Genomic DNA, 17,451 nt, shown 5'->3' on the forward strand with positions numbered 1-17,451 from the left:
GCGCCCGCCCGTGTGATGGAAGAAGTCTTTTTCAGGAGTGTCTATGGCTGTCAAAGTCCTGGTGGTGGACGATTCGGGGTTCTTCCGCCGCCGCGTCTCGGAGATTCTCTCGGCTGATCCGCAGATCCAGGTGGTCGGCACGGCCACCAATGGCCGCGAGGCGATCGATCAGGCGCTGGCGCTCAAGCCCGACGTGATCACCATGGACTACGAGATGCCGTTGATGGACGGCATCACCGCGGTGCGGACCATCATGCAGCGCTGCCCGACGCCGGTCCTGATGTTCTCCTCGCTGACCCACGAGGGCGCGCGGGTGACCCTGGACGCGCTGGACGCCGGCGCGGTGGACTACCTGCCGAAGAATTTCGAGGACATCTCGCGCAACCCGGACAAGGTCCGCCAGTTGCTGTGCGAGAAGGTCCATACCATCGCCAAGAGCAACCGGCGCTTTTCCGCCTATGCCACCAGCGCCCCGGCCCCCGCGCCGAGCGCCGCAGGCAGCAGCGCGCGCCCGAGCGTATCGCCGAGCGCCCACTCCAGCAGCCACGCGCCGGCCGCACCGGCTCCGGCGACTTCCGCCGCCCCAAAGCGTAAGCCCTACCGGCTGGTGGCCATCGGTACTTCCACCGGTGGGCCGGTGGCGCTGCAGCGGGTGCTGACCCAGCTGCCTGCCAATTTCCCCGCACCGCTGGTGCTCATCCAGCACATGCCGGCGGCCTTCACCAAGGCTTTCGCCGAGCGCCTGGACAAGCTGTGCAGGATCACCGTCAAGGAAGCCGAGGATGGTGACATCCTGCGTCCTGGCGTGGCGCTGCTGGCCCCCGGTGGCAAGCAGATGATGGTCGATGCCCGTGGCGCGATCCGCATCCTGCCCGGTGACGAGCGCCTGAACTACAAGCCCTGCGTCGACGTGACCTTCGGTTCCGCGTCCAAGGCCTATGGCGACAAGGTCCTGGCGGTGGTCCTCACCGGCATGGGCGCCGACGGCCGCGAAGGCGCACGCATGCTCAAGCAGGGCGGCGCCCAGGTCTGGGCCCAGGACGAGGCCAGCTGCGTGATCTACGGCATGCCCATGGCCATCGCCAAGGCCGGCCTGGCCGACGCGGTGTACAGCCTCGACGACATCGGCCGGCACCTGACCGAGGCCTGCGGCTGATGGATGTCCTCAGCCTGGTCGGCCTGATCCTCGGGCTGGTGGCCATCATCGGTGGCAACTTCCTCGAGGGCGGGCACGTCGGTGCCCTGGCCAACGGCCCGGCGGCCCTGATCGTGATCGGTGGCACGCTCGCCACCGCGCTGCTGCAAACCCAGGTGGGCGTGCTCAAGCGCGCGCTGACCATGCTGCGCTGGATGGTCCTGCCGCCCAGGGTGGACCTGGTCGGCGGTATCAACCATGTGGTCGGCTGGAGCATGACGGCGCGCAAGGAGGGCCTGCTGGGCCTGGAAACCGTCGCCGACGCCGAGCGCGATCCCTATGCGCGCAAGGGCCTGCAACTGCTGGTGGACGGCGTCGAGCCGGAGGCCATCCGCAGCATCCTCGAAGTCGATCTGTTCAACCAGGAGAACCGCGACCTGGCGGCGGCCAAGGTCTTCGAGGCCATGGGCGGCTACGCGCCGACCATCGGCATCATCGGCGCGGTGATGGGCCTGATCCACGTGATGGGCAACCTCGCCGATCCCAGCCAGTTGGGCAACGGCATCGCTGTGGCCTTCGTCGCCACCATCTACGGCGTCGGCCTGGCCAACCTGCTGCTGTTGCCCATCGGCAACAAGCTCAAGAGCATCGTGCTGCGCCAGTCCTGCTACCGCGAGATGCTCATGGAGGGCCTGCTGTCCATCGCCGAGGGCGAGAACCCGCGATCCATCGAGCTGAAGCTGCAAGGCTTCGTCGGCTGAGGGGGAGGGATGCGCATGCCTCGCCGCCGGCGTCATGAGGAACACGAGAATCACGAACGCTGGCTGGTGTCCTACGCGGACTTCATCACCCTGCTGTTCGCCTTCTTCGTGGTGATGTACTCGATCTCCTCGATCAACGAGGGCAAGTACAAGATCCTCTCGGAAACCCTCACCGGCGTGTTCAACCAGCCCGACCGCTCGGTGCGCCCGATCCCCGTCGGCGACGAGCGCCCGCGCACCCAGCAGCCCGACCAGTCGCTCACCGATCCGCAGGACGAGGGCCAGGCCCAGGGCAACCCGGATTCGCTGCAGCAGATCAGCGACAGCGTGCGCCAGGTCTTCGGCGACCTGATCTCCACCGACCAGCTGTCGGTGCGCGGCAACGAGCTGTGGATCGAGATCACCCTCAATTCCAGCCTGCTGTTCTCCAGCGGCGATGCGATCCCCAATGACGCGGCCTTCGAGATCATCGAGAAGGTCGCCAAGATTCTGTCGCCATACCGCAACCCGGTGCACGTGGAAGGCTTCACCGACAACGTGCCGATCCACAACGCGCAGTACCCGACCAACTGGGAGCTGTCCACCGCCCGCGCCGCCAGCATCGTCCGCCTGCTCGCCCAGGATGGCCTGGACGCCGGTCGGCTGGCCGCGGTCGGCTATGGCGAATTCCAGCCAGTGGCGGACAATGCCACGGCAGACGGTCGCGCGCGCAATCGCCGGGTGGTCCTGGTGATTTCCCGCAACCTCGAAGTGCGCCGCAGCATCAGCGGCGTGGGCAGTGCCAAGGCGCAGCCCGACCAGGCGTTGCGGCACGCTGGCACGCAATCTGCACCAGTGGTTGCCAGCGAGGCGCCCGGCAGTGGCGCCGTCAATTCTTCGTCATCGGCCCCAGGGAACTGACGTCATGATTACCCTGAACCGATCCTGTGCCAGCGGGGAGCCAGCACTATGAAAGTCTGGGCGGTAGCCAACCAGAAAGGTGGCGTCGGCAAGACCACATCCTCCATCGCCCTCGCGGGTTTGCTGGCGGATGCCGGCAAGCGCGTGCTGATCGTCGACCTGGACCCCCATGGCTCGATGACCAGCTACTTCGGCCACGACCCGGACAGCCTGGAGCACAGCGTCTTCGACCTGTTCCTGCACCAGGGCAACGTGCCCGAGGGCTTGCCCGAGTCGCTGCTGCTGCCCACCAGCCACGAGAACATCCGCCTGCTGCCGTCGAGCACCGCGCTGGCTACCCTGGAGCGCCAGTCGCCGGGGCAGAACGGCCTGGGCCTGGTGATCGCCAAGAGTCTGGCGCAGCTGTGGAACCAGTTCGACCACGCGATCATCGACAGCCCGCCGCTGCTCGGCGTGCTGATGGTCAATGCCATGGCAGCCAGCCAGCACCTGGTAATCCCGGTGCAGACCGAGTTCCTCGCCCTCAAGGGCCTGGAGCGCATGGTCAACACCCTGAAGATGGTCAACCGCTCGCGCAAGCAGGCGCTGCCGTTCACCATCGTGCCGACCCTGTTCGACCGCCGCACCCAGGCCTCCCTGGGCACCCTGCGGGTGCTGCGCGACACCTACCCGGAGACGCTCTGGCAGGCGTTCATCCCGGTGGACACCAAGCTGCGCGACGCCAGCCGCCTGGGCACGGTGCCTTCGCGCAACGACAGCAACAGCCGCGGCGTGATCGCCTACCGCGCGCTGCTCAAGCATCTGCTGGCCCATGTGCCGGCGAGCCAGGTAGCCTGAGCATGTCGTCGAAGCAGGCCGGCTTAGGCCAAAGAATCCGACGGATGCGTTCAAGTCCCACGCATCCGCTGCCGATAGGCTGGACAGTCACCTTGCGCGGTCATTCCTCATGAGTCGTTCCGCTACCGCCACGCGCCCCCAGCTCGCGCTGCAGTCCTACCTGGACGCGCTGCTGCAGGAGGCCACTTTCGAAGACTTCGCCGCCGAGCCGGTGGCGCAGCCCGTGGTCGCGCCCGTCGCACCGATCGCTCCGGTGGCCCTGGTGGTCAGCGAGCCGGTCATCGCGGCGCCGACCGTCATCGCCGAGCCCCAGGCCCTGCTGGCCGAGGCGCCTGAAACCAGCGTCAGCATCGACGAGTTCGAAGCCGCCGTGCTGGAAGAGCAGGTGCGCGATGCGCGCCTGGGCGCAGCGTTGCGCGCGCCGCTCGTGCAGGAACCGATCGCCGAACTGCGCCTGCCGTCAGTGCCGGCCGTGGCCGAGCCGGCGAGCGAAACCGCCTTCGCCGACGAGCCGTCCGCGCCGCTGGCCCAGGTCATCGACCTGCACCAGCCCGGCAGCGCCGAACTGCCCGCCGCGCCCCTGGCGTTGCTGGACGACGGCCGCCCGGTATGGGCCGCCGAACCCTTCGAATGCCTGCTGTTCGACGTCGCCGGGCTGACCCTGGCGGTGCCGCTGGTGTGCCTGGGCTCGATCTACCCGCTGGCGGGGCACGACCTGACTCCGCTGTTCGGCCAGCCGGACTGGTTCCTCGGCATCCTGCCCGGCCAGAACGGCAACCTGAAGGTGCTGGATACCGCGCGCTGGGTGATGCCCGAGCGCTACCGCGATGATTACCGCGAAGGTCTGCAGTACGTGATTTCCGTGCAGGGCTACGAGTGGGGGCTGGCTGTGCACCAGGTCAGCCGCTCGGTGCGCCTGGACCCGTCCGAGGTGAAATGGCGCAGTCATCGCCAGCAACGCCCGTGGCTGGCCGGCACGGTGATCGACAAGATGTGCGCGCTGCTTGACGTCTCGGCCCTGGCCGAGCTGATCGCCAGCGGCGCAGCCAGGCACCTCAAGCCCTGAGGCGCGGCGCCAATCCATTGAACGAAAACCACCGCGCCGCCAGCGGCGCGGTACCAGACAGAAGAGGCGAGGGGATATGAAGAAAACGTCAGCGCAAGGTGCCGAGGATCCGATTCTGCAGTGGGTCACCTTCCGCCTGGACAACGAGACCTACGGCATCAACGTGATGCAGGTCCAGGAAGTACTGCGCTACACCGAGATCGCGCCGGTCCCGGGTGCCCCCAGCTATGTGCTGGGCATCATCAACCTGCGCGGCAACGTGGTCACCGTGATCGACACCCGCCAGCGCTTCGGCCTGGACCCGGCGCCGGTCTCGGACAACACCCGGATCGTCATCATCGAGGCCGACAAGCAGGTGGTGGGCATCCTGGTCGACAGCGTCGCCGAGGTGGTCTACCTGCGCCAGTCCGAGATCGAGACCGCGCCCAACGTCGGTAACGAGGAATCGGCCAAGTTCATCCAGGGCGTCTGCAACAAGAACGGCGAGCTGCTGATCCTGGTCGAGCTGGACAAGATGATGACCGAGGAAGAGTGGTCGGAGCTGGAGAGCATCTGAGGTGCTGATCGCCCTGGTGGTCCTGGCCGTCCTCTGCGCCGGCCTGGTCGGCGCCTGCTACTGGCTTGTCGGGCGCCAGCGCGCGCAGGAAGCGCAGACGGTGCAGCTGGAGAAGCAGCTCGCGGTGTTCGAGCAGCGCCTGAAAGAGCAGGGCAAGCGCATCGAGTCCTACCAGCAGATCAACATCCGCATGGGCGAGGAGCTGCGCGAGCTGAGCAAGCAGGTCGCGCCGCTGCCCGAGCGCCTGGTGCGCATCGAGCAGCGCGACCCCACCAGCCTGTCCTTCAGCCAGGCGGCGCGCCTGGTGGGCATGGGCGCTAGCCCTGAAGACCTGACCCAGAGCTGCGGCCTGTCCCAGGCGGAAGCGGAACTGGTGGCGCGGCTGCACCAGGGCAAGGGGCAGGACTGAGCCAGCGGGCTGTGCCCCGCGCGCAAAAGCGGAGCGTACCGTTGATCGGGCGGGTGAAATTGTAGGAGTTTCATTACTCCTGTTTAGGACTTGTCTGATAAGAAAAGTGGCAAATCGTCGCTAAATTGGCCCTCATCAACACTTTTCCGAGGGCCATCGAGATGGCGACCATTTCCCGTCGTGCCATGGTGCTTTGCTCCCATCCCGGTCGACTGCTGAATTACAGCGTGCTGCTCAACCGGCTGGAGTTCTATCACCTGAGCCTCTGCCTGAACCTGGACGAGGTGCGCAAGGCGCTCTCCGCCCGGCACCGCTACAGCCTGTTCATCCACGACGACTTCGCCCCGGGGCCCAGCGAGCTGCTGAGCCTGAAGTCGCTCAGCCAGAGCAACGCCTTCCGCCAGTTCCTGCTGGTGGGCAACTACAGCGCCGAAGAGAAGCGCGGGCTGATGCAGTGGGCCTGGGCCAACCGCGTGCCGCTGCTGGACGTGCTGGACAAGCCGATCTCCCTGGCGCAGCTGCGCGAGGTGACCAGCAGCATGGTGCTCTACCACAGCGAGGACGAGCGGCCGATCCGCTCCGCCGTCCGCGAATTCCGCGACTACGCTCCCGGCGGCGATCACCCGCCGGTCCAGCTGGGCTGCGAGTGCCGCGCCTGAGGCGACTCAGCGCCGCCGTGAATCCGGCCCCTGCAGCAGCAGGGGCATGGCGTCCGGCACATCGCCGGGCGCGTCGTTGAGCGGGCTCTTGCCCTTGAGGTACCAGGCGAAGGCGATGATCTCGGCGATGGTGCGATAGAGCGCCTCGGGGATCGCATCGCCCAGTTCCAGCCGCGCCAGCAGGCGTACCAGCTCACCGTTCTCGTAGATCGGCACCTCGTGGTGGCGGGCAATGGCGAGGATGGTTTCCGCCAGCTCGTCGTCGCCCTTGGCGGTCAGGGTCGGGGCATTCTGGCCGTCGTAGTTCAGGGCGATGACCTGGCGCGGCGGCTTTCTCGTCTTCTTCATGCGGTCTCGTCCACCCAGCGCTGCTCCACGGCGGTACGCGTGCCCTGGGGCGGCCTGCCCTGGCGGCAGCTCAGCTCGCCGACGCTGAGGCCGGCGTCGTTCAGGCGTTGGCGCAGGGTCTGCAATTCACTGTCGATCAGGCTCGCGGTGGCGGCGCGCTCGGCCCATAGCTGGCTGCCGATGCTGCCGTGGGCGAGGGTGGCCTGGACCTGCAGCGGGCCGAGGCTGTCCAGGTCGAAGGCCAGGTCGACCCGCCAGAGCATCTCGCGGGGCTGCTGTTCGCGTTCGCCCTTGCTGCCCTGGCTGTCCTTCTCCTCCTGCTGGATGCGCACCTGGATCGGCACCATCTGCTGCTGATGGCGCAGGGGGATTTCCAGTTGCCAAGTATTCACCAGCGTGCCGTCGGGCAGCACGTCGCTCTGCGCCAGACTGCCCAGCTGGTGGGTCTGCAGTCGCGAGACGGCGGCCGCGGCCAGCTTCAGCAGGGCTTCCAGGTCGCCCTCCTGCTCCAGTTCCTGGGCCAGCCGGCTGGGCAGCGGGAAGCTCACCGGAGCGGGCGTGCGGCCGCTGCTCTGGCCGATCACCCCGAGGGCATTACGCACGAACGAGGGCATGGCCTGTGCCAGGTTGCTGGCACCGGCCAGGGCAGTGCCCGGCAGGTTGTTCAGGACTGCCGCCGCGGTGCCGCTCTGCACCGCCGGCAGCAATTGCGCGATCAGCCGCAGCAGGTTGGCCTTGAGGTCCTGGGGCAGGCCTTCGACGCCGCGCAGCAACTGGGCTTCGAGAAACACCCCGCTCTGCTGGAAGGCCTGGGCGACGCCCTTGGCGTCGCTGAGCTGGCGCACGTCCGGCAGCGCGCCGAGCAGCTTGTCCACCGCCTGGCGCAGGTCGGGGCTGATGTCCGCATCGGCATTGGCGCCGGCGCCCTGCAGGGCCTTGAACAGGCCGTCCAGCGAGCCCTGGCGGCTCTGCTGGGCGCTCAGTTGCAGGCTCAGGTCGAGCTGGTCCAGGCGTGCGTTCAGCGGCAGGAACTGCAGGGCTTGCTGGTCCTGCACGCGGGCACTGAGCAGGCTGTTGAGCGGCAGCGGGTTGGGCGATTCGAGACTCAGCTGGCGCCCGGCCAGCGGGGTGTTGAGCAGGGTCACCAGGACCTTGTAGACAACCTGTGCGGCCTTGCCCTGGGCGATCAGCTGGCTGGCGTCCACCTTGCCCTGGATCAGCGTACCCACCGGCAGTACATCGAGGTCGAGGCTGTTCAGCGGCCCCTGGCTGACCCCGCCCAGGCCCAGGCTGGGCGGGCTGAGCAGGGTGGCGGCGAGGTTGGTCTGGGTCAGCGAGGCGAGTTGCAGGGTGCTGCCCTTGGCCAGCGCCTGGGGGCTTTCGGCCACCACCAGCGCCTGCTGGCCGCTGGCCATGGTCAGGCGCAGCAGCAGCTGGAAATTCACTTGCCCCTCGCGGACGGCGAGCACTTCGGCGTGGGCCTTGTCCCCTGGCGGTAGCAGGTCGCCCAGGCTCTGGGCGAGCTTGAGCGTCAGCTCGGCGGCGCTCTGCGAGCTGCGCGGCGAAGGCGTGGGCGGTAGCGGGCGGGAAGCGCCAATTTCGCTCGGCATCGGGAACCTGCAGGTGGAGACGGGGTTACGCCCAGTGTATCGGCGCGGACCCGGAGCACTTTAGACGCTTCGGCGCGCCGGGCCGGAGAGCGGAGCAGGCCGACCAGGGATAAGCGGGCAGCTGCCGGGTTGTCGGGGTCCGAGAACTTTAAGAGAGAGTTAAGGATTGCCGCGCAAGCTGACCTTCTCGCCTATCGGCAGCCTTTGCTGTGCAAGGGCCGGCGCGATTGTTGCGTGGTGGCGAACGCAGCGTTGCTTTGTGCCGATGGGCGGTATCAGAGTAAAATTGCGTTTTCATTGCCGCAGGGACCGCAGGCTGGACCGGGTGGATGCAGTAATGACCTTTGCGCAATTGAAACGGCTGTGGCGGATCGAGATGCTGGGGGGCGAGCAACGTCGCTTCAGCTGGTCGCGGCTGTTTCGCCGTTACCGTCAGCGCGCCCGTTACCGCTACCTGTTCTGGTTCCGCCTCGCCCAGTTCCTCTACTCCAGTCCCCGCGATTTCTGGCAGAAGCGCGCCTTGCGCCTGGGGGATCGTCTGGCGGAACGCTTCGGTATCGAGATTCCCATCAGCATTCCCGTCGGCGAAGGGCTGTACATCCCCCATCCGGTGGGCATCGTCATCTCGCGCAAGACGGTGATCGGCCGGAACTTCAGCATCTTCCAGAACACCACCATCGGGCAGAAGAACGATGGCAGCGGGCCGATCGTCATCGGCGATAACGTCAGCCTCGGCGCCAACGTCTGCATCATCGGTGATGGCCTGCATATCGGCGACAACGTCTCGGTCGGGGCGGCAGCCTTCGTCAACCGCGATATCCCGGCCAACCACGCCTACATTTCCCGCCACACCCACAGCCTCATTGCGCAGCAGGAACGCTCGCCGATCAGCACCATGCACACCAGGCTGGCCCGCGACGAAGCGGCGCAGGGCGATGATGACAAGGGCCCGGAGGCCCGGCGCAGCGCCTGAGGCAGGTTACACCCTGTCGAAAAACCTGACGTCTGGCGTAGGAACGGCTGTGTATAATGCGCCGCCCGTGGCCGTGCTTGGCGGTCCGGATGGTATGGCCGCTTTTTTGCACGCCTGACTGTTTTCTGCCCGACGGTTGCCGATGCCCTTGACCCATCCCCTCCTCGAAACCGTGGCGCTCGCCTGCGAGCGGGACTGGCGCATGCTGTTCGAGCGTCTCGATCTGCGACTGGGCGCGGGCGAAATGCTACAGATCGTCGGCCCCAACGGCAGTGGCAAGACCAGCCTGCTGCGCCTGCTCAGCGGCCTGATGCAGCCCACCGCCGGTGACGTGCTGCTCAACGGCAAGCCGCTCACCGAGCAGCGCCACGAATTGGCGCGTCTGCTGCTGTGGATCGGCCACGCCGCCGGGATCAAGGGCCTGCTCAGCGCCGAAGAGAATCTCGCCTGGCTCTGCGCCCTGCACCAGCCGGCCAGCCGCGACGCCATCTGGCAGGCGCTGGAAGCCGTCGGCCTGCGCGGCTTCGAGGATGTTCCCTGCCACACCCTGTCCGCCGGCCAGCAGCGCCGCGTGGCCCTGGCGCGCCTGTACCTGGACGCGCCGCCGCTGTGGATCCTCGACGAACCCTTCACCGCCCTGGACAAGCAGGGCGTGGCGCAGCTGGAAGAGCACCTGGCCGCCCATTGCGAACGCGGCGGTTTAGTCGTGCTGACCACCCACCACAGCCTGGAACGTATGCCTGCCGGCTACCGCGCCCTGGACCTGGGCCAGCACGCACGGGAGGTGGCGGCGCGATGAGCAACGTCTTCACCCTGCTGCTCGCCCGCGAAGCACGCCTACTGTTCCGCCGTCCGGCGGAGCTGGCTAATCCTTTGGTGTTCTTCGCCATCGTTATCGCGCTGTTCCCGCTGGCGGTCGGCCCCGAATCGGAAATGCTCAAGAACCTCTCGCCGGGGCTGGTCTGGGTCGCGGCCCTGCTGGCGGTGCTGCTGTCGCTGGACGGCCTGTTCCGCAGCGATTTCGAGGATGGTTCCTTGGAACAGTGGGTCCTTTCGCCGCACCCCCTGCCACTACTGGTCCTGGCCAAAGTGCTGGCACACTGGCTGGTTTCAGGGCTGGCCCTGGTGCTGCTGTCGCCGCTGTTCGCCCTGATGCTGGGCCTGCCGGCACGCTGCCTGCCGGACCTGCTGCTGTCGCTGCTGTTGGGTACGCCGATCCTGAGCCTGCTGGGCGCCGTGGGCGCGGCGCTCACCGTCGGCCTCAAGCGCGGCGGCCTGCTACTGGCCCTGCTGATCCTGCCGCTCTACATTCCGGTGCTGATCCTGGGCAGCGGAGCGCTGCAGGCCTCGCTGCAGGGGCTGCCCACCGCCGGGCACCTGTTGTGGCTGGCCAGCCTGACGGCGTTAGCATTGACGCTGACGCCCTTTGCCATCGCCGCCGGGCTGAAGATCAGCGTCGGCGAGTGAACGAACGATCGCCGGGCTGGGAAGCGGCACCGGCGACAGACTAGAGCCCTGAATTACAGAGCCTGATGATGAACTGGACTTGGTTTCACAAGCTTGGCTCGCCCAAGTGGTTCTACGAGATCAGCGGACGCTGGATGCCCTGGTTCGCGGTCGCCGCGATCCTGCTGATGGTTGCCGGCACCGTCTGGGGCCTGGCCTTCGCGCCGCCGGACTACCAGCAGGGCAACAGCTTCCGGATCATCTACATCCACGTGCCGGCGGCGTTCCTTGCCCAGTCCTGCTACGTGATGCTGGCGGTGGCCGGCGCGGTGGGGCTGATCTGGAAGATGAAGATCGCCGACGTCGCCGTGCAGTGCGCCGCGCCCATCGGCGCCTGGATGACCTTCGTCGCACTGGTCACCGGGGCCATCTGGGGCAAGCCGACCTGGGGCGCCTGGTGGGTCTGGGACGCGCGCCTGACCTCGATGCTGATCCTGCTGTTCCTCTACTTCGGCATCATCGCCCTGGGCCAGGCCATCACCAACCGCGACAGCGCGGCCAAGGCCTGCGCAGTGCTGGCCATCGTCGGCGTGGTGAACATCCCGATCATCAAGTACTCGGTGGACTGGTGGAACACCCTGCACCAGCCGGCCACCTTCACCCTCACCGAGAAGCCGCCGATGCCGCCGGAGATGTGGATCCCGCTGCTGATGATGGTTGCCGGTTTCTACTGCTTCTTCGCCGTGGTGCTGATGATGCGCATGCGCCTGGAAGTGCTCAAGCGCGAAGCCCGCGCGAGCTGGGTCAAGGCCGTGGTGGAGCGCGCGCTATGAGTAGTTTCGAGTCCTTCTCCGATTTCCTCGCCATGGGTCACCATGGCCCGTACGTGTGGTCCGCCTACGCCATCTGCGCGGTGGTCCTGGCGATCAACGTCGTCGCGCCGATCGTGGCGCGCCGGCGTTACCTGCAAGAAGAGGCGCGCCGTCTGCGCCGGGAGGCCAGCAAGTGAATCCGGTCCGCAAGAAGCGTCTGTACATCGTCCTCGCCATCGTCGCCGGCGTGGGCGTCGCCGTCAGCCTGGCGCTGTCGGCCCTGCAGGAAAACATCAACCTGTTCTACACCCCGACCCAGATCGCCAACGGCGAAGCCCCGCACGACACGCGCATCCGCGCCGGCGGCATGGTGGAGAAGGGCTCACTCAAACGCTCGGCTGACTCGCTGGACGTAGAGTTCGTGGTCACCGACTTCGCCAAGGAAGTCACCGTGAAGTACCGCGGCATCCTCCCGGACCTGTTCCGCGAAGGGCAGGGCATCGTCGCCCTGGGCAAGATCAACGAAGCCGGCGTGCTGACCGCCGACGAAGTGCTGGCCAAGCACGACGAGAAATACATGCCGCCGGAAGTCACCAAGGCACTCAAGGACAGCGGCAAGCTGGAGCACTACGAGGCCAGCCAGAGCGGCAACGCCGCGCCGCAGCAGGGGAGCAACTGACATGGTTCCCGAACTCGGCCACCTTTCGCTGATCCTCGCGCTGTGCATGGCGCTGGTGATGTCGTTCTTCCCGCTGATCGGCGCCTGGCGCGGCGATCGCCAATGGATGAGCCTGGCGCGCCCGGCCGCCTGGGGGCAGTTCGCCTTCCTGGCATTCTCCTTCGGCTGCCTGACCTGGGCCTTCCTCCACGATGATTTCTCGGTGGCCTACGTCGCCAGCAACTCCAACAGCGCGCTGCCCTGGTACTACAAGTTCAGCGCCGTATGGGGCGCCCACGAAGGTTCGTTGCTGCTCTGGGCACTGATCCTCGGCGGCTGGACCTTCGCCGTGTCGGTGTTCTCCCGCCAACTGCCGGAAGTGATGCTGGCCCGCGTACTGGCCGTGATGGGCATGATCAGCACCGGTTTCCTGCTGTTCCTGATCATTACCTCCAACCCCTTCAGCCGCCTGCTGCCGCAGGTTCCGGCCGACGGCAACGACCTCAACCCGCTGCTGCAGGACCCCGGCCTGATCATCCACCCGCCGATGCTCTACATGGGCTACGTGGGCTTCTCGGTGGCCTTCGCCTTCGCCATCGCCGCGCTGCTGGGCGGTCGCCTGGACGCCGCCTGGGCACGCTGGTCGCGTCCGTGGACCCTGGTGGCCTGGACCTTCCTCGGCATCGGCATCGTACTGGGCTCCTGGTGGGCCTACTACGAACTGGGCTGGGGCGGCTGGTGGTTCTGGGACCCGGTGGAAAACGCCTCCTTCATGCCCTGGCTGGTGGGCACCGCGCTGATCCACTCGCTGGCGGTGACCGAGAAGCGCGGCGTGTTCAAGAGCTGGACCGTGCTGCTGGCCATCGCCGCCTTCTCCCTGAGCCTGCTGGGCACCTTCCTGGTTCGCTCCGGCGTGCTGACCTCGGTGCACGCCTTCGCCTCGGACCCCGAGCGCGGCGTGTTCATCCTGGCCTTCCTGCTGCTGGTGGTCGGTGGCTCGCTGACGCTGTTCGCCCTGCGCGCGCCGGTGGTCAAGAGCCAGGTCGGCTTCGCCCTGTGGTCCCGCGAGACCCTGCTGCTGCTGAACAACCTGATCCTGGTGGTCACCGCCTCGATGATCCTGCTGGGCACCCTGTACCCGCTGGTGCTCGACGCCATCAGCGGCGCCAAGCTGTCGGTCGGCCCGCCGTACTTCAACGCGCTTTTCGTGCCGCTGATCGCCATCCTCATGCTGGCCCTGGCGGTCGGGGTGCTGGTGCGCTGGAAGGACACCCCGACCCGCTGGCTGCGCAACATGCTCACTCCGGTGCTGATCGGCACCGTGGTGCTGGGCGGCCTGGGCAGCTTCCTGTATGGCGAGCTGCACTGGGAAGTGCTGACGGTGTTCATGCTCGCCGCCTGGGTGGTGCTGGCCGGCGTGCGCGACTTCTTCGACAAGGTCCGCCACAAGGGCGTGATCGCCGGTGCCGCGGGCCTCAACCGCAGCTACTGGGGCATGCAGCTGGCGCACTTCGGTATCGCCATCTGCGCCATCGGCGTGGTCCTCACCAGCCAGTTCAGCGCCCAGCGCGACCTGCGCATGGCGCCGGGCGAGTCGGTGGAGCTGGCCGGTTACCAGTTCCGCTTCGAAGGCACCCATCACTTCGAAGGGCCGAACTTCACCTCCGACAAGGGCACCATCCGCGTGACCCGCAACGGTTCGGAAGTGGCCACCCTGCACCCGGAAAAACGCCTGTACAGCGTGCAGAACTCGATGATGACCGAAGCCGGCATCCACGGCAGCCTGACCCGCGACCTCTACGTCGCCCTGGGTGAGCCGCTGGACAACGGCGCCTGGGCCGTGCGCGTGCACATCAAGCCCTTCGTGCGCTTCATCTGGCTCGGCGGCCTGCTGATGGCCCTGGGCGGCGTGCTGGCAGCGCTCGACCGGCGCTACCGGGTGAAAGTGAAAACGCGTGTACGCGAGGCCCTGGGCCTCGCCGGACAGGGAGCCTGAGTGTGAAGCGTGCGATCCTGCTGTTGCCCCTGGCGATCTTCCTGGTCGTCGCGGTGTTCCTCTTCCGTGGCCTCTGGCTGGACCCCAGCGAGCTGCCCTCGGCGCTGATCGGCAAGCCGTTCCCGGCGTTCTCCCTGCCCAGCGTCACCGAGCCGGGCAAGACCTACACCGAGGCCGATATCAAGGGCAAGCCGGCGCTGGTCAACGTCTGGGGCACCTGGTGCCCGACCTGCCGCTTCGAGCACCCGGTGCTCACCGATCTGGCCGCCAAGGGCGTGGTGATCTACGGCATCAATTACAAGGACGACGGCGCCGCCGCGCAGAAGTGGCTCAAGGAGCTGCACAACCCCTACCTGCTGAACATCGCCGACGCCCAGGGCACCCTGGGCCTGGACCTGGGCGTGTACGGCGCGCCGGAGACCTACATCATCGACAAGGACGGCATCATCCGTCACAAGCTGGTCGGTGCGGTGGACGAGAAGGTCTGGCGTGAACAGCTGGCGCCGATCTACCAGGGCCTGGTCGACGAAGCGGAGGGCAAATGAAGCGCTTATTTGCCGCCGCCGCATTCTCTTTGGGATTGGGACTATGCCTGACCGGCATCGCCCATGCCGCCATCGACACCTACGAGTTCGCCAACGACGCCGAGCGCGCGCGCTTCCGCGACCTGACCACCGAGCTGCGCTGCCCCAAGTGCCAGAACCAGGACATCGCCGACTCCAACGCGCCGATCGCCGCCGACCTGCGCAAGCAGATCTACACGCAGATGGCCGCCGGCAAGAGCAACCAGCAGATCGTCGACTACATGGTCGATCGCTACGGCGAGTTCGTGCGCTACAAGCCCGAAGTCAGCGAGCGCACCTGGCTGCTCTGGTTCGGCCCCGCCGCGCTGCTGGGCCTGGGCGTGATCGTCATCGGCGCCATCGTCGTGCGCCGTCGCCGCCCGGCCGCTGCCACTTCCACCACGCTGTCCGCCGAGGAGCAGGCGCGTCTCGACCAATTGCTGGATAACCAAGACAAATGATCGATTTCTGGCTCGCCGCCGGCCTGCTGTTGCTGGTGGCCCTGGCATTTCTCCTCGTCCCTCTGCTGCGCGGCCGCAAGGCCCAGGCCGAGGAAGACCGCACCGCCCTCAACGTCGCCCTGTACCAGGAGCGCCTGGCCGAACTGAGCGGCCAGCGTGACGCCGGCACCCTCGACGCCGCGCAGTTCGAAGCCGGTCGCGCGGAAGCCGCTCGCGAGCTGCTCTCCGACACCGAAGGCGCCGCCGAAGACCGCCGCTCGCGCCTGGGCCGCGCGGCGCCGCTGGCCGCCGCGGTGATCCTGCCGTTCCTCGGCCTGGGGCTCTACCTGCATTGGGGCGCCAGCGACAAGGTCGAACTGGCCCGCGAGTTCGCCACCGCGCCCAAGTCCATGGAAGAGATGACCTCGCGCCTGGAGCGCTCGCTCAAGGCCCAGCCCGACTCCGCCGAAGGCTGGTACTTCCTCGGCCGTGCCTACATGACGCAGAACCGCGCCGCCGATGCCGTCAAGGCCTTCGAGCAGGCCGCACGGCTCTCCGGCCGCCAGCCGGAGGTGCTCGGCCAGTGGGCCCAGGCGCTGTACTTCGCCGGCGACAAGGCGCTGACTCCGCAGGTCCTCGCCCTGGCCGACGAAGCGCTGAAGAAGGACCCGCAGGAAGTCACCACCCTCGGCCTGCTCGGCATCGCCGCCTTCGAGGGCGAGAAATACGCCGACGCCATCGACTACTGGGGCCGTCTGGTCGCCGTGCTGCCGCAGGACGATCCGTCCCGCGAGGCCATTGCCGGTGGCATCGAGCGTGCCCGCCAGCGCATGACCGAGAAGGGCCAGACCCCGCCGGAGGCACCGGCCGCTGCCGCTACCGCCGGCGTCACCCTGAAGGTGAAGGTCGACCTGACCGCCGCCGTGAAGGGCCAGGTCAAGCCGGACGACAGCGTGTTCATCTTCGCCCGTGCCGTGAGCGGGCCGCCGATGCCGCTGGCGGTGAAGCGCCTGACCGTCGCCGACCTGCCCAGCGAGGTGTCGCTCAGCGACGCCGACGCGATGATGCCGCAGCTCAAGCTCTCCCAGCACCCACAGGTGCAGCTGGTCGCGCGGATCTCCCGTGCCGGCAATGCGATCTCCGGCGAATGGATCGGACGCAGCGAAGCGTTGTCTACTGCCAACGCGGGCGAACAGAGCGTCACCATCGACAGCCCGGACCGGAAATAAGCAGAAGAGGGTGGAGCGATGAAGGGCAGACTGCTGGCGCTTGGCGCCATGCTGGTACTGGGTGGTTGCGTGGTGCATCCACAGCAGCCGGAACAACCACCGGTGCAGACGCCGCCGCCTTCACAGCCGGGCACGCCGATCCCGCCGCCGCCCAAGACCTCTTCCTCGCCGATCACCCCGCAGCCCAGCACCGCACCGGCCGCCAAGCGCCCGACCCAGTTCGCCCCGCCCCCTGGCGGCAAGGGCCGCTGGGACGCCAGCCTGGGCGTCTACGTGATCCAGGGTCAGAAGGACCTGTATTACCGCCAGCGCACCTACTACCACTGGGACAACGGTTGGTACTGGGGCGTCGGCCCGCAAGGCCCCTGGACCGAGACCGACAGCAGCGGCGTCCCGCCGGGACTGACGCGCAAGTACCCGCAGTAACCCGCTCTCGCAGGAGCGGACTGCGTCCGCGATCGATTCGCCGTCGCTCCGCTCAACCAGGGAGCACGGCCGGCCCATCGCGGACAGAGCCCGCTCCTACGCAGATTGATGGTCTGGTTCCGCTGTTAGGTCCCAGATGGACAACCGTTCGTGGTTGTCCTCCGCCGTACCCCTTCACGTAGGAGCGGACTGCGTCCGCGATCGAATCGCCGTCGCTCCGCTCAACCAGCGAGCACGGCCGGCCCATCGCGGACAGAGTCCGCTCCTACGAATGGTCACTCCGTGTTGCTCTGATATCGGCTTTGGCTCTTGAGGTCTTCCAGCGAAACATCCGCACGCGCCGAAGTGCCCCTTTCAGGAGGCCGAAGGTGATCGGAGTTTCAGGGGGAGAGCGGCATGGATGCCGCGCAAGCCGCGACTGGCCATGGATGGCCCTTGGCGGCGGCCCCCTGAAACTCCGAGGAACCGAGGGTACTTTTCGCGAAGCGAAAAGCCGGATGGCAGGGGCGAAGACCTTTGCCTCCTTTGGGTCGTTTGCCAAAGGAGGTCGCCCGAGGGGGCGAAACAGGAAGTCTGAGCGCACACCGAAGCGGCGCAGGACCACCCCAACTCCAAGCAAGCAATCGC

21 protein-coding genes are annotated in these 17,451 nt (G+C 67.3%); 19 read left to right on the forward strand and 2 right to left on the reverse strand.

The window, feature by feature from the left end; genetic code table 11:
* The first annotated feature begins 43 nt into the window (after window positions 1-43).
* From HNP46_RS25290 to HNP46_RS25325, 8 genes are all read left to right on the forward strand, one after another.
* Window positions 44-1,156 carry a protein-glutamate methylesterase/protein-glutamine glutaminase gene (locus tag HNP46_RS25290; protein ID WP_184594488.1) on the forward strand — a complete coding sequence of 371 codons (1,113 nt, stop codon included), beginning with the start codon at window positions 44-46 and terminating at the stop codon, window positions 1,154-1,156.
* Window positions 1,156-1,896 carry a flagellar motor protein gene (locus HNP46_RS25295; protein WP_184594490.1) on the forward strand — a complete coding sequence of 247 codons (741 nt, stop codon included), beginning with the start codon at window positions 1,156-1,158 and terminating at the stop codon, window positions 1,894-1,896. Before HNP46_RS25290 ends, HNP46_RS25295 begins: the two co-directional genes overlap by 1 nt.
* Before the next feature lie 15 nt (window positions 1,897-1,911).
* Window positions 1,912-2,796: a flagellar motor protein MotD gene (gene motD / locus HNP46_RS25300; protein WP_184594492.1), complete on the forward strand. Its 885-nt coding sequence runs from the start codon at window positions 1,912-1,914 to the stop codon at window positions 2,794-2,796.
* Window positions 2,797-2,844: 48 nt separating this feature from the next.
* Window positions 2,845-3,633, forward strand: coding sequence for a ParA family protein (locus HNP46_RS25305; RefSeq protein ID WP_184594494.1), 789 nt, complete (start codon window positions 2,845-2,847; stop codon window positions 3,631-3,633).
* 109 nt (window positions 3,634-3,742) lie between these two features.
* The gene (locus HNP46_RS25310) at window positions 3,743-4,699 is read left to right on the forward strand and encodes a CheW domain-containing protein (protein ID WP_184594496.1); all 957 of its coding nucleotides are present in this window, start codon (window positions 3,743-3,745) and stop codon (window positions 4,697-4,699) included.
* 76 nt (window positions 4,700-4,775) lie between these two features.
* Complete coding sequence (locus HNP46_RS25315) at window positions 4,776-5,255, forward strand: chemotaxis protein CheW (RefSeq protein ID WP_015476565.1); 480 nt, start codon at window positions 4,776-4,778, stop codon at window positions 5,253-5,255.
* Between the two features lies 1 nt (window position 5,256).
* The gene (locus HNP46_RS25320; RefSeq protein ID WP_184594498.1) at window positions 5,257-5,664 is read left to right on the forward strand and encodes a DUF2802 domain-containing protein; all 408 of its coding nucleotides are present in this window, start codon (window positions 5,257-5,259) and stop codon (window positions 5,662-5,664) included.
* 161 nt (window positions 5,665-5,825) lie between these two features.
* Window positions 5,826-6,323 (forward strand): hypothetical protein, encoded by a 498-nt coding sequence (locus HNP46_RS25325; RefSeq protein WP_260403260.1) that lies wholly within the window; start codon window positions 5,826-5,828, stop codon window positions 6,321-6,323.
* A gap of 6 nt (window positions 6,324-6,329) precedes the next feature.
* Here the strand turns inward: HNP46_RS25325 and HNP46_RS25330 are convergent, their stop codons facing one another.
* Window positions 6,330-6,671: an EscU/YscU/HrcU family type III secretion system export apparatus switch protein gene (locus HNP46_RS25330; protein ID WP_184594500.1), complete on the reverse strand. Its 342-nt coding sequence runs from the start codon at window positions 6,669-6,671 to the stop codon at window positions 6,330-6,332.
* The gene (locus tag HNP46_RS25335; RefSeq protein ID WP_184594502.1) at window positions 6,668-8,281 is read right to left on the reverse strand and encodes a flagellar hook-length control protein FliK; all 1,614 of its coding nucleotides are present in this window, start codon (window positions 8,279-8,281) and stop codon (window positions 6,668-6,670) included. The genes HNP46_RS25330 and HNP46_RS25335 overlap by 4 nt, the downstream gene beginning before the upstream one ends.
* Window positions 8,282-8,618: 337 nt before the next feature.
* Here HNP46_RS25335 and HNP46_RS25340 point away from each other — a divergent pair, with 337 nt between their 5' ends.
* The 11 genes from HNP46_RS25340 to HNP46_RS25390 all read left to right on the forward strand — a co-directional run bounded on the left by HNP46_RS25340 (window position 8,619) and on the right by HNP46_RS25390 (window position 16,824).
* Window positions 8,619-9,254, forward strand: coding sequence for a serine acetyltransferase (locus HNP46_RS25340; protein ID WP_184594505.1), 636 nt, complete (start codon window positions 8,619-8,621; stop codon window positions 9,252-9,254).
* 142 nt (window positions 9,255-9,396) lie between these two features.
* On the forward strand, window positions 9,397-10,053 hold the full coding sequence (gene ccmA, locus HNP46_RS25345) for a cytochrome c biogenesis heme-transporting ATPase CcmA (protein ID WP_184594508.1): 657 nt from the start codon (window positions 9,397-9,399) through the stop codon (window positions 10,051-10,053).
* The gene (gene ccmB, locus HNP46_RS25350) at window positions 10,050-10,721 is read left to right on the forward strand and encodes a heme exporter protein CcmB (RefSeq protein ID WP_017520311.1); all 672 of its coding nucleotides are present in this window, start codon (window positions 10,050-10,052) and stop codon (window positions 10,719-10,721) included. Before ccmA ends, ccmB begins: the two co-directional genes overlap by 4 nt.
* A gap of 65 nt (window positions 10,722-10,786) precedes the next feature.
* Window positions 10,787-11,533, forward strand: coding sequence for a heme ABC transporter permease (locus HNP46_RS25355; RefSeq protein ID WP_026079188.1), 747 nt, complete (start codon window positions 10,787-10,789; stop codon window positions 11,531-11,533).
* The gene (gene ccmD / locus HNP46_RS25360) at window positions 11,530-11,709 is read left to right on the forward strand and encodes a heme exporter protein CcmD (RefSeq protein ID WP_184594509.1); all 180 of its coding nucleotides are present in this window, start codon (window positions 11,530-11,532) and stop codon (window positions 11,707-11,709) included. The genes HNP46_RS25355 and ccmD overlap by 4 nt, the downstream gene beginning before the upstream one ends.
* A complete protein-coding gene (gene ccmE, locus HNP46_RS25365) occupies window positions 11,706-12,191 on the forward strand; it encodes a cytochrome c maturation protein CcmE (RefSeq protein ID WP_045212029.1) in 486 nt (161 codons plus the stop codon). The genes ccmD and ccmE overlap by 4 nt, the downstream gene beginning before the upstream one ends.
* 1 nt (window position 12,192) lies before the next feature.
* Window positions 12,193-14,166: a heme lyase CcmF/NrfE family subunit gene (locus HNP46_RS25370; RefSeq protein ID WP_184594511.1), complete on the forward strand. Its 1,974-nt coding sequence runs from the start codon at window positions 12,193-12,195 to the stop codon at window positions 14,164-14,166.
* Window positions 14,167-14,168: 2 nt separating this feature from the next.
* Window positions 14,169-14,711, forward strand: a complete 543-nt coding sequence (gene dsbE / locus HNP46_RS25375; RefSeq protein ID WP_017520316.1) for a thiol:disulfide interchange protein DsbE — start codon at window positions 14,169-14,171, stop codon at window positions 14,709-14,711.
* Window positions 14,708-15,190: a cytochrome c-type biogenesis protein gene (locus HNP46_RS25380; RefSeq protein WP_184594512.1), complete on the forward strand. Its 483-nt coding sequence runs from the start codon at window positions 14,708-14,710 to the stop codon at window positions 15,188-15,190. The genes dsbE and HNP46_RS25380 overlap by 4 nt, the downstream gene beginning before the upstream one ends.
* Window positions 15,187-16,398, forward strand: coding sequence for a c-type cytochrome biogenesis protein CcmI (ccmI, locus tag HNP46_RS25385; RefSeq protein ID WP_184594514.1), 1,212 nt, complete (start codon window positions 15,187-15,189; stop codon window positions 16,396-16,398). The genes HNP46_RS25380 and ccmI overlap by 4 nt, the downstream gene beginning before the upstream one ends.
* Before the next feature lie 18 nt (window positions 16,399-16,416).
* Window positions 16,417-16,824, forward strand: coding sequence for a hypothetical protein (locus HNP46_RS25390; protein ID WP_184594516.1), 408 nt, complete (start codon window positions 16,417-16,419; stop codon window positions 16,822-16,824).
* Window positions 16,825-17,451: the final 627 nt, after the last annotated feature.

Source organism: Pseudomonas nitroreducens (assembly GCF_014204515.1).
GTDB classification, from domain to species: domain Bacteria; phylum Pseudomonadota; class Gammaproteobacteria; order Pseudomonadales; family Pseudomonadaceae; genus Pseudomonas; species Pseudomonas nitritireducens_A.

Coding starts and splice junctions, on each gene's coding strand:
- HNP46_RS25290 (WP_184594488.1), top strand. CDS start 44: ATGGCTGTCAAAGTCCTGGTGGTGGACGATTCGGGGTTCTTCCGCCGC.
- HNP46_RS25295 (WP_184594490.1), top strand. CDS start 1,156: ATGGATGTCCTCAGCCTGGTCGGCCTGATCCTCGGGCTGGTGGCCATC.
- motD (WP_184594492.1), top strand. CDS start 1,912: ATGCCTCGCCGCCGGCGTCATGAGGAACACGAGAATCACGAACGCTGG.
- HNP46_RS25305 (WP_184594494.1), top strand. CDS start 2,845: ATGAAAGTCTGGGCGGTAGCCAACCAGAAAGGTGGCGTCGGCAAGACC.
- HNP46_RS25310 (WP_184594496.1), top strand. CDS start 3,743: ATGAGTCGTTCCGCTACCGCCACGCGCCCCCAGCTCGCGCTGCAGTCC.
- HNP46_RS25315 (WP_015476565.1), top strand. CDS start 4,776: ATGAAGAAAACGTCAGCGCAAGGTGCCGAGGATCCGATTCTGCAGTGG.
- HNP46_RS25325 (WP_260403260.1), top strand. CDS start 5,826: ATGGCGACCATTTCCCGTCGTGCCATGGTGCTTTGCTCCCATCCCGGT.
- HNP46_RS25330 (WP_184594500.1), bottom strand. CDS start 6,671: ATGAAGAAGACGAGAAAGCCGCCGCGCCAGGTCATCGCCCTGAACTAC.
- HNP46_RS25335 (WP_184594502.1), bottom strand. CDS start 8,281: ATGCCGAGCGAAATTGGCGCTTCCCGCCCGCTACCGCCCACGCCTTCG.
- HNP46_RS25340 (WP_184594505.1), top strand. CDS start 8,619: ATGACCTTTGCGCAATTGAAACGGCTGTGGCGGATCGAGATGCTGGGG.
- ccmA (WP_184594508.1), top strand. CDS start 9,397: ATGCCCTTGACCCATCCCCTCCTCGAAACCGTGGCGCTCGCCTGCGAG.
- ccmB (WP_017520311.1), top strand. CDS start 10,050: ATGAGCAACGTCTTCACCCTGCTGCTCGCCCGCGAAGCACGCCTACTG.
- HNP46_RS25355 (WP_026079188.1), top strand. CDS start 10,787: ATGATGAACTGGACTTGGTTTCACAAGCTTGGCTCGCCCAAGTGGTTC.
- ccmD (WP_184594509.1), top strand. CDS start 11,530: ATGAGTAGTTTCGAGTCCTTCTCCGATTTCCTCGCCATGGGTCACCAT.
- HNP46_RS25370 (WP_184594511.1), top strand. CDS start 12,193: ATGGTTCCCGAACTCGGCCACCTTTCGCTGATCCTCGCGCTGTGCATG.
- HNP46_RS25380 (WP_184594512.1), top strand. CDS start 14,708: ATGAAGCGCTTATTTGCCGCCGCCGCATTCTCTTTGGGATTGGGACTA.
- ccmI (WP_184594514.1), top strand. CDS start 15,187: ATGATCGATTTCTGGCTCGCCGCCGGCCTGCTGTTGCTGGTGGCCCTG.
- HNP46_RS25390 (WP_184594516.1), top strand. CDS start 16,417: ATGAAGGGCAGACTGCTGGCGCTTGGCGCCATGCTGGTACTGGGTGGT.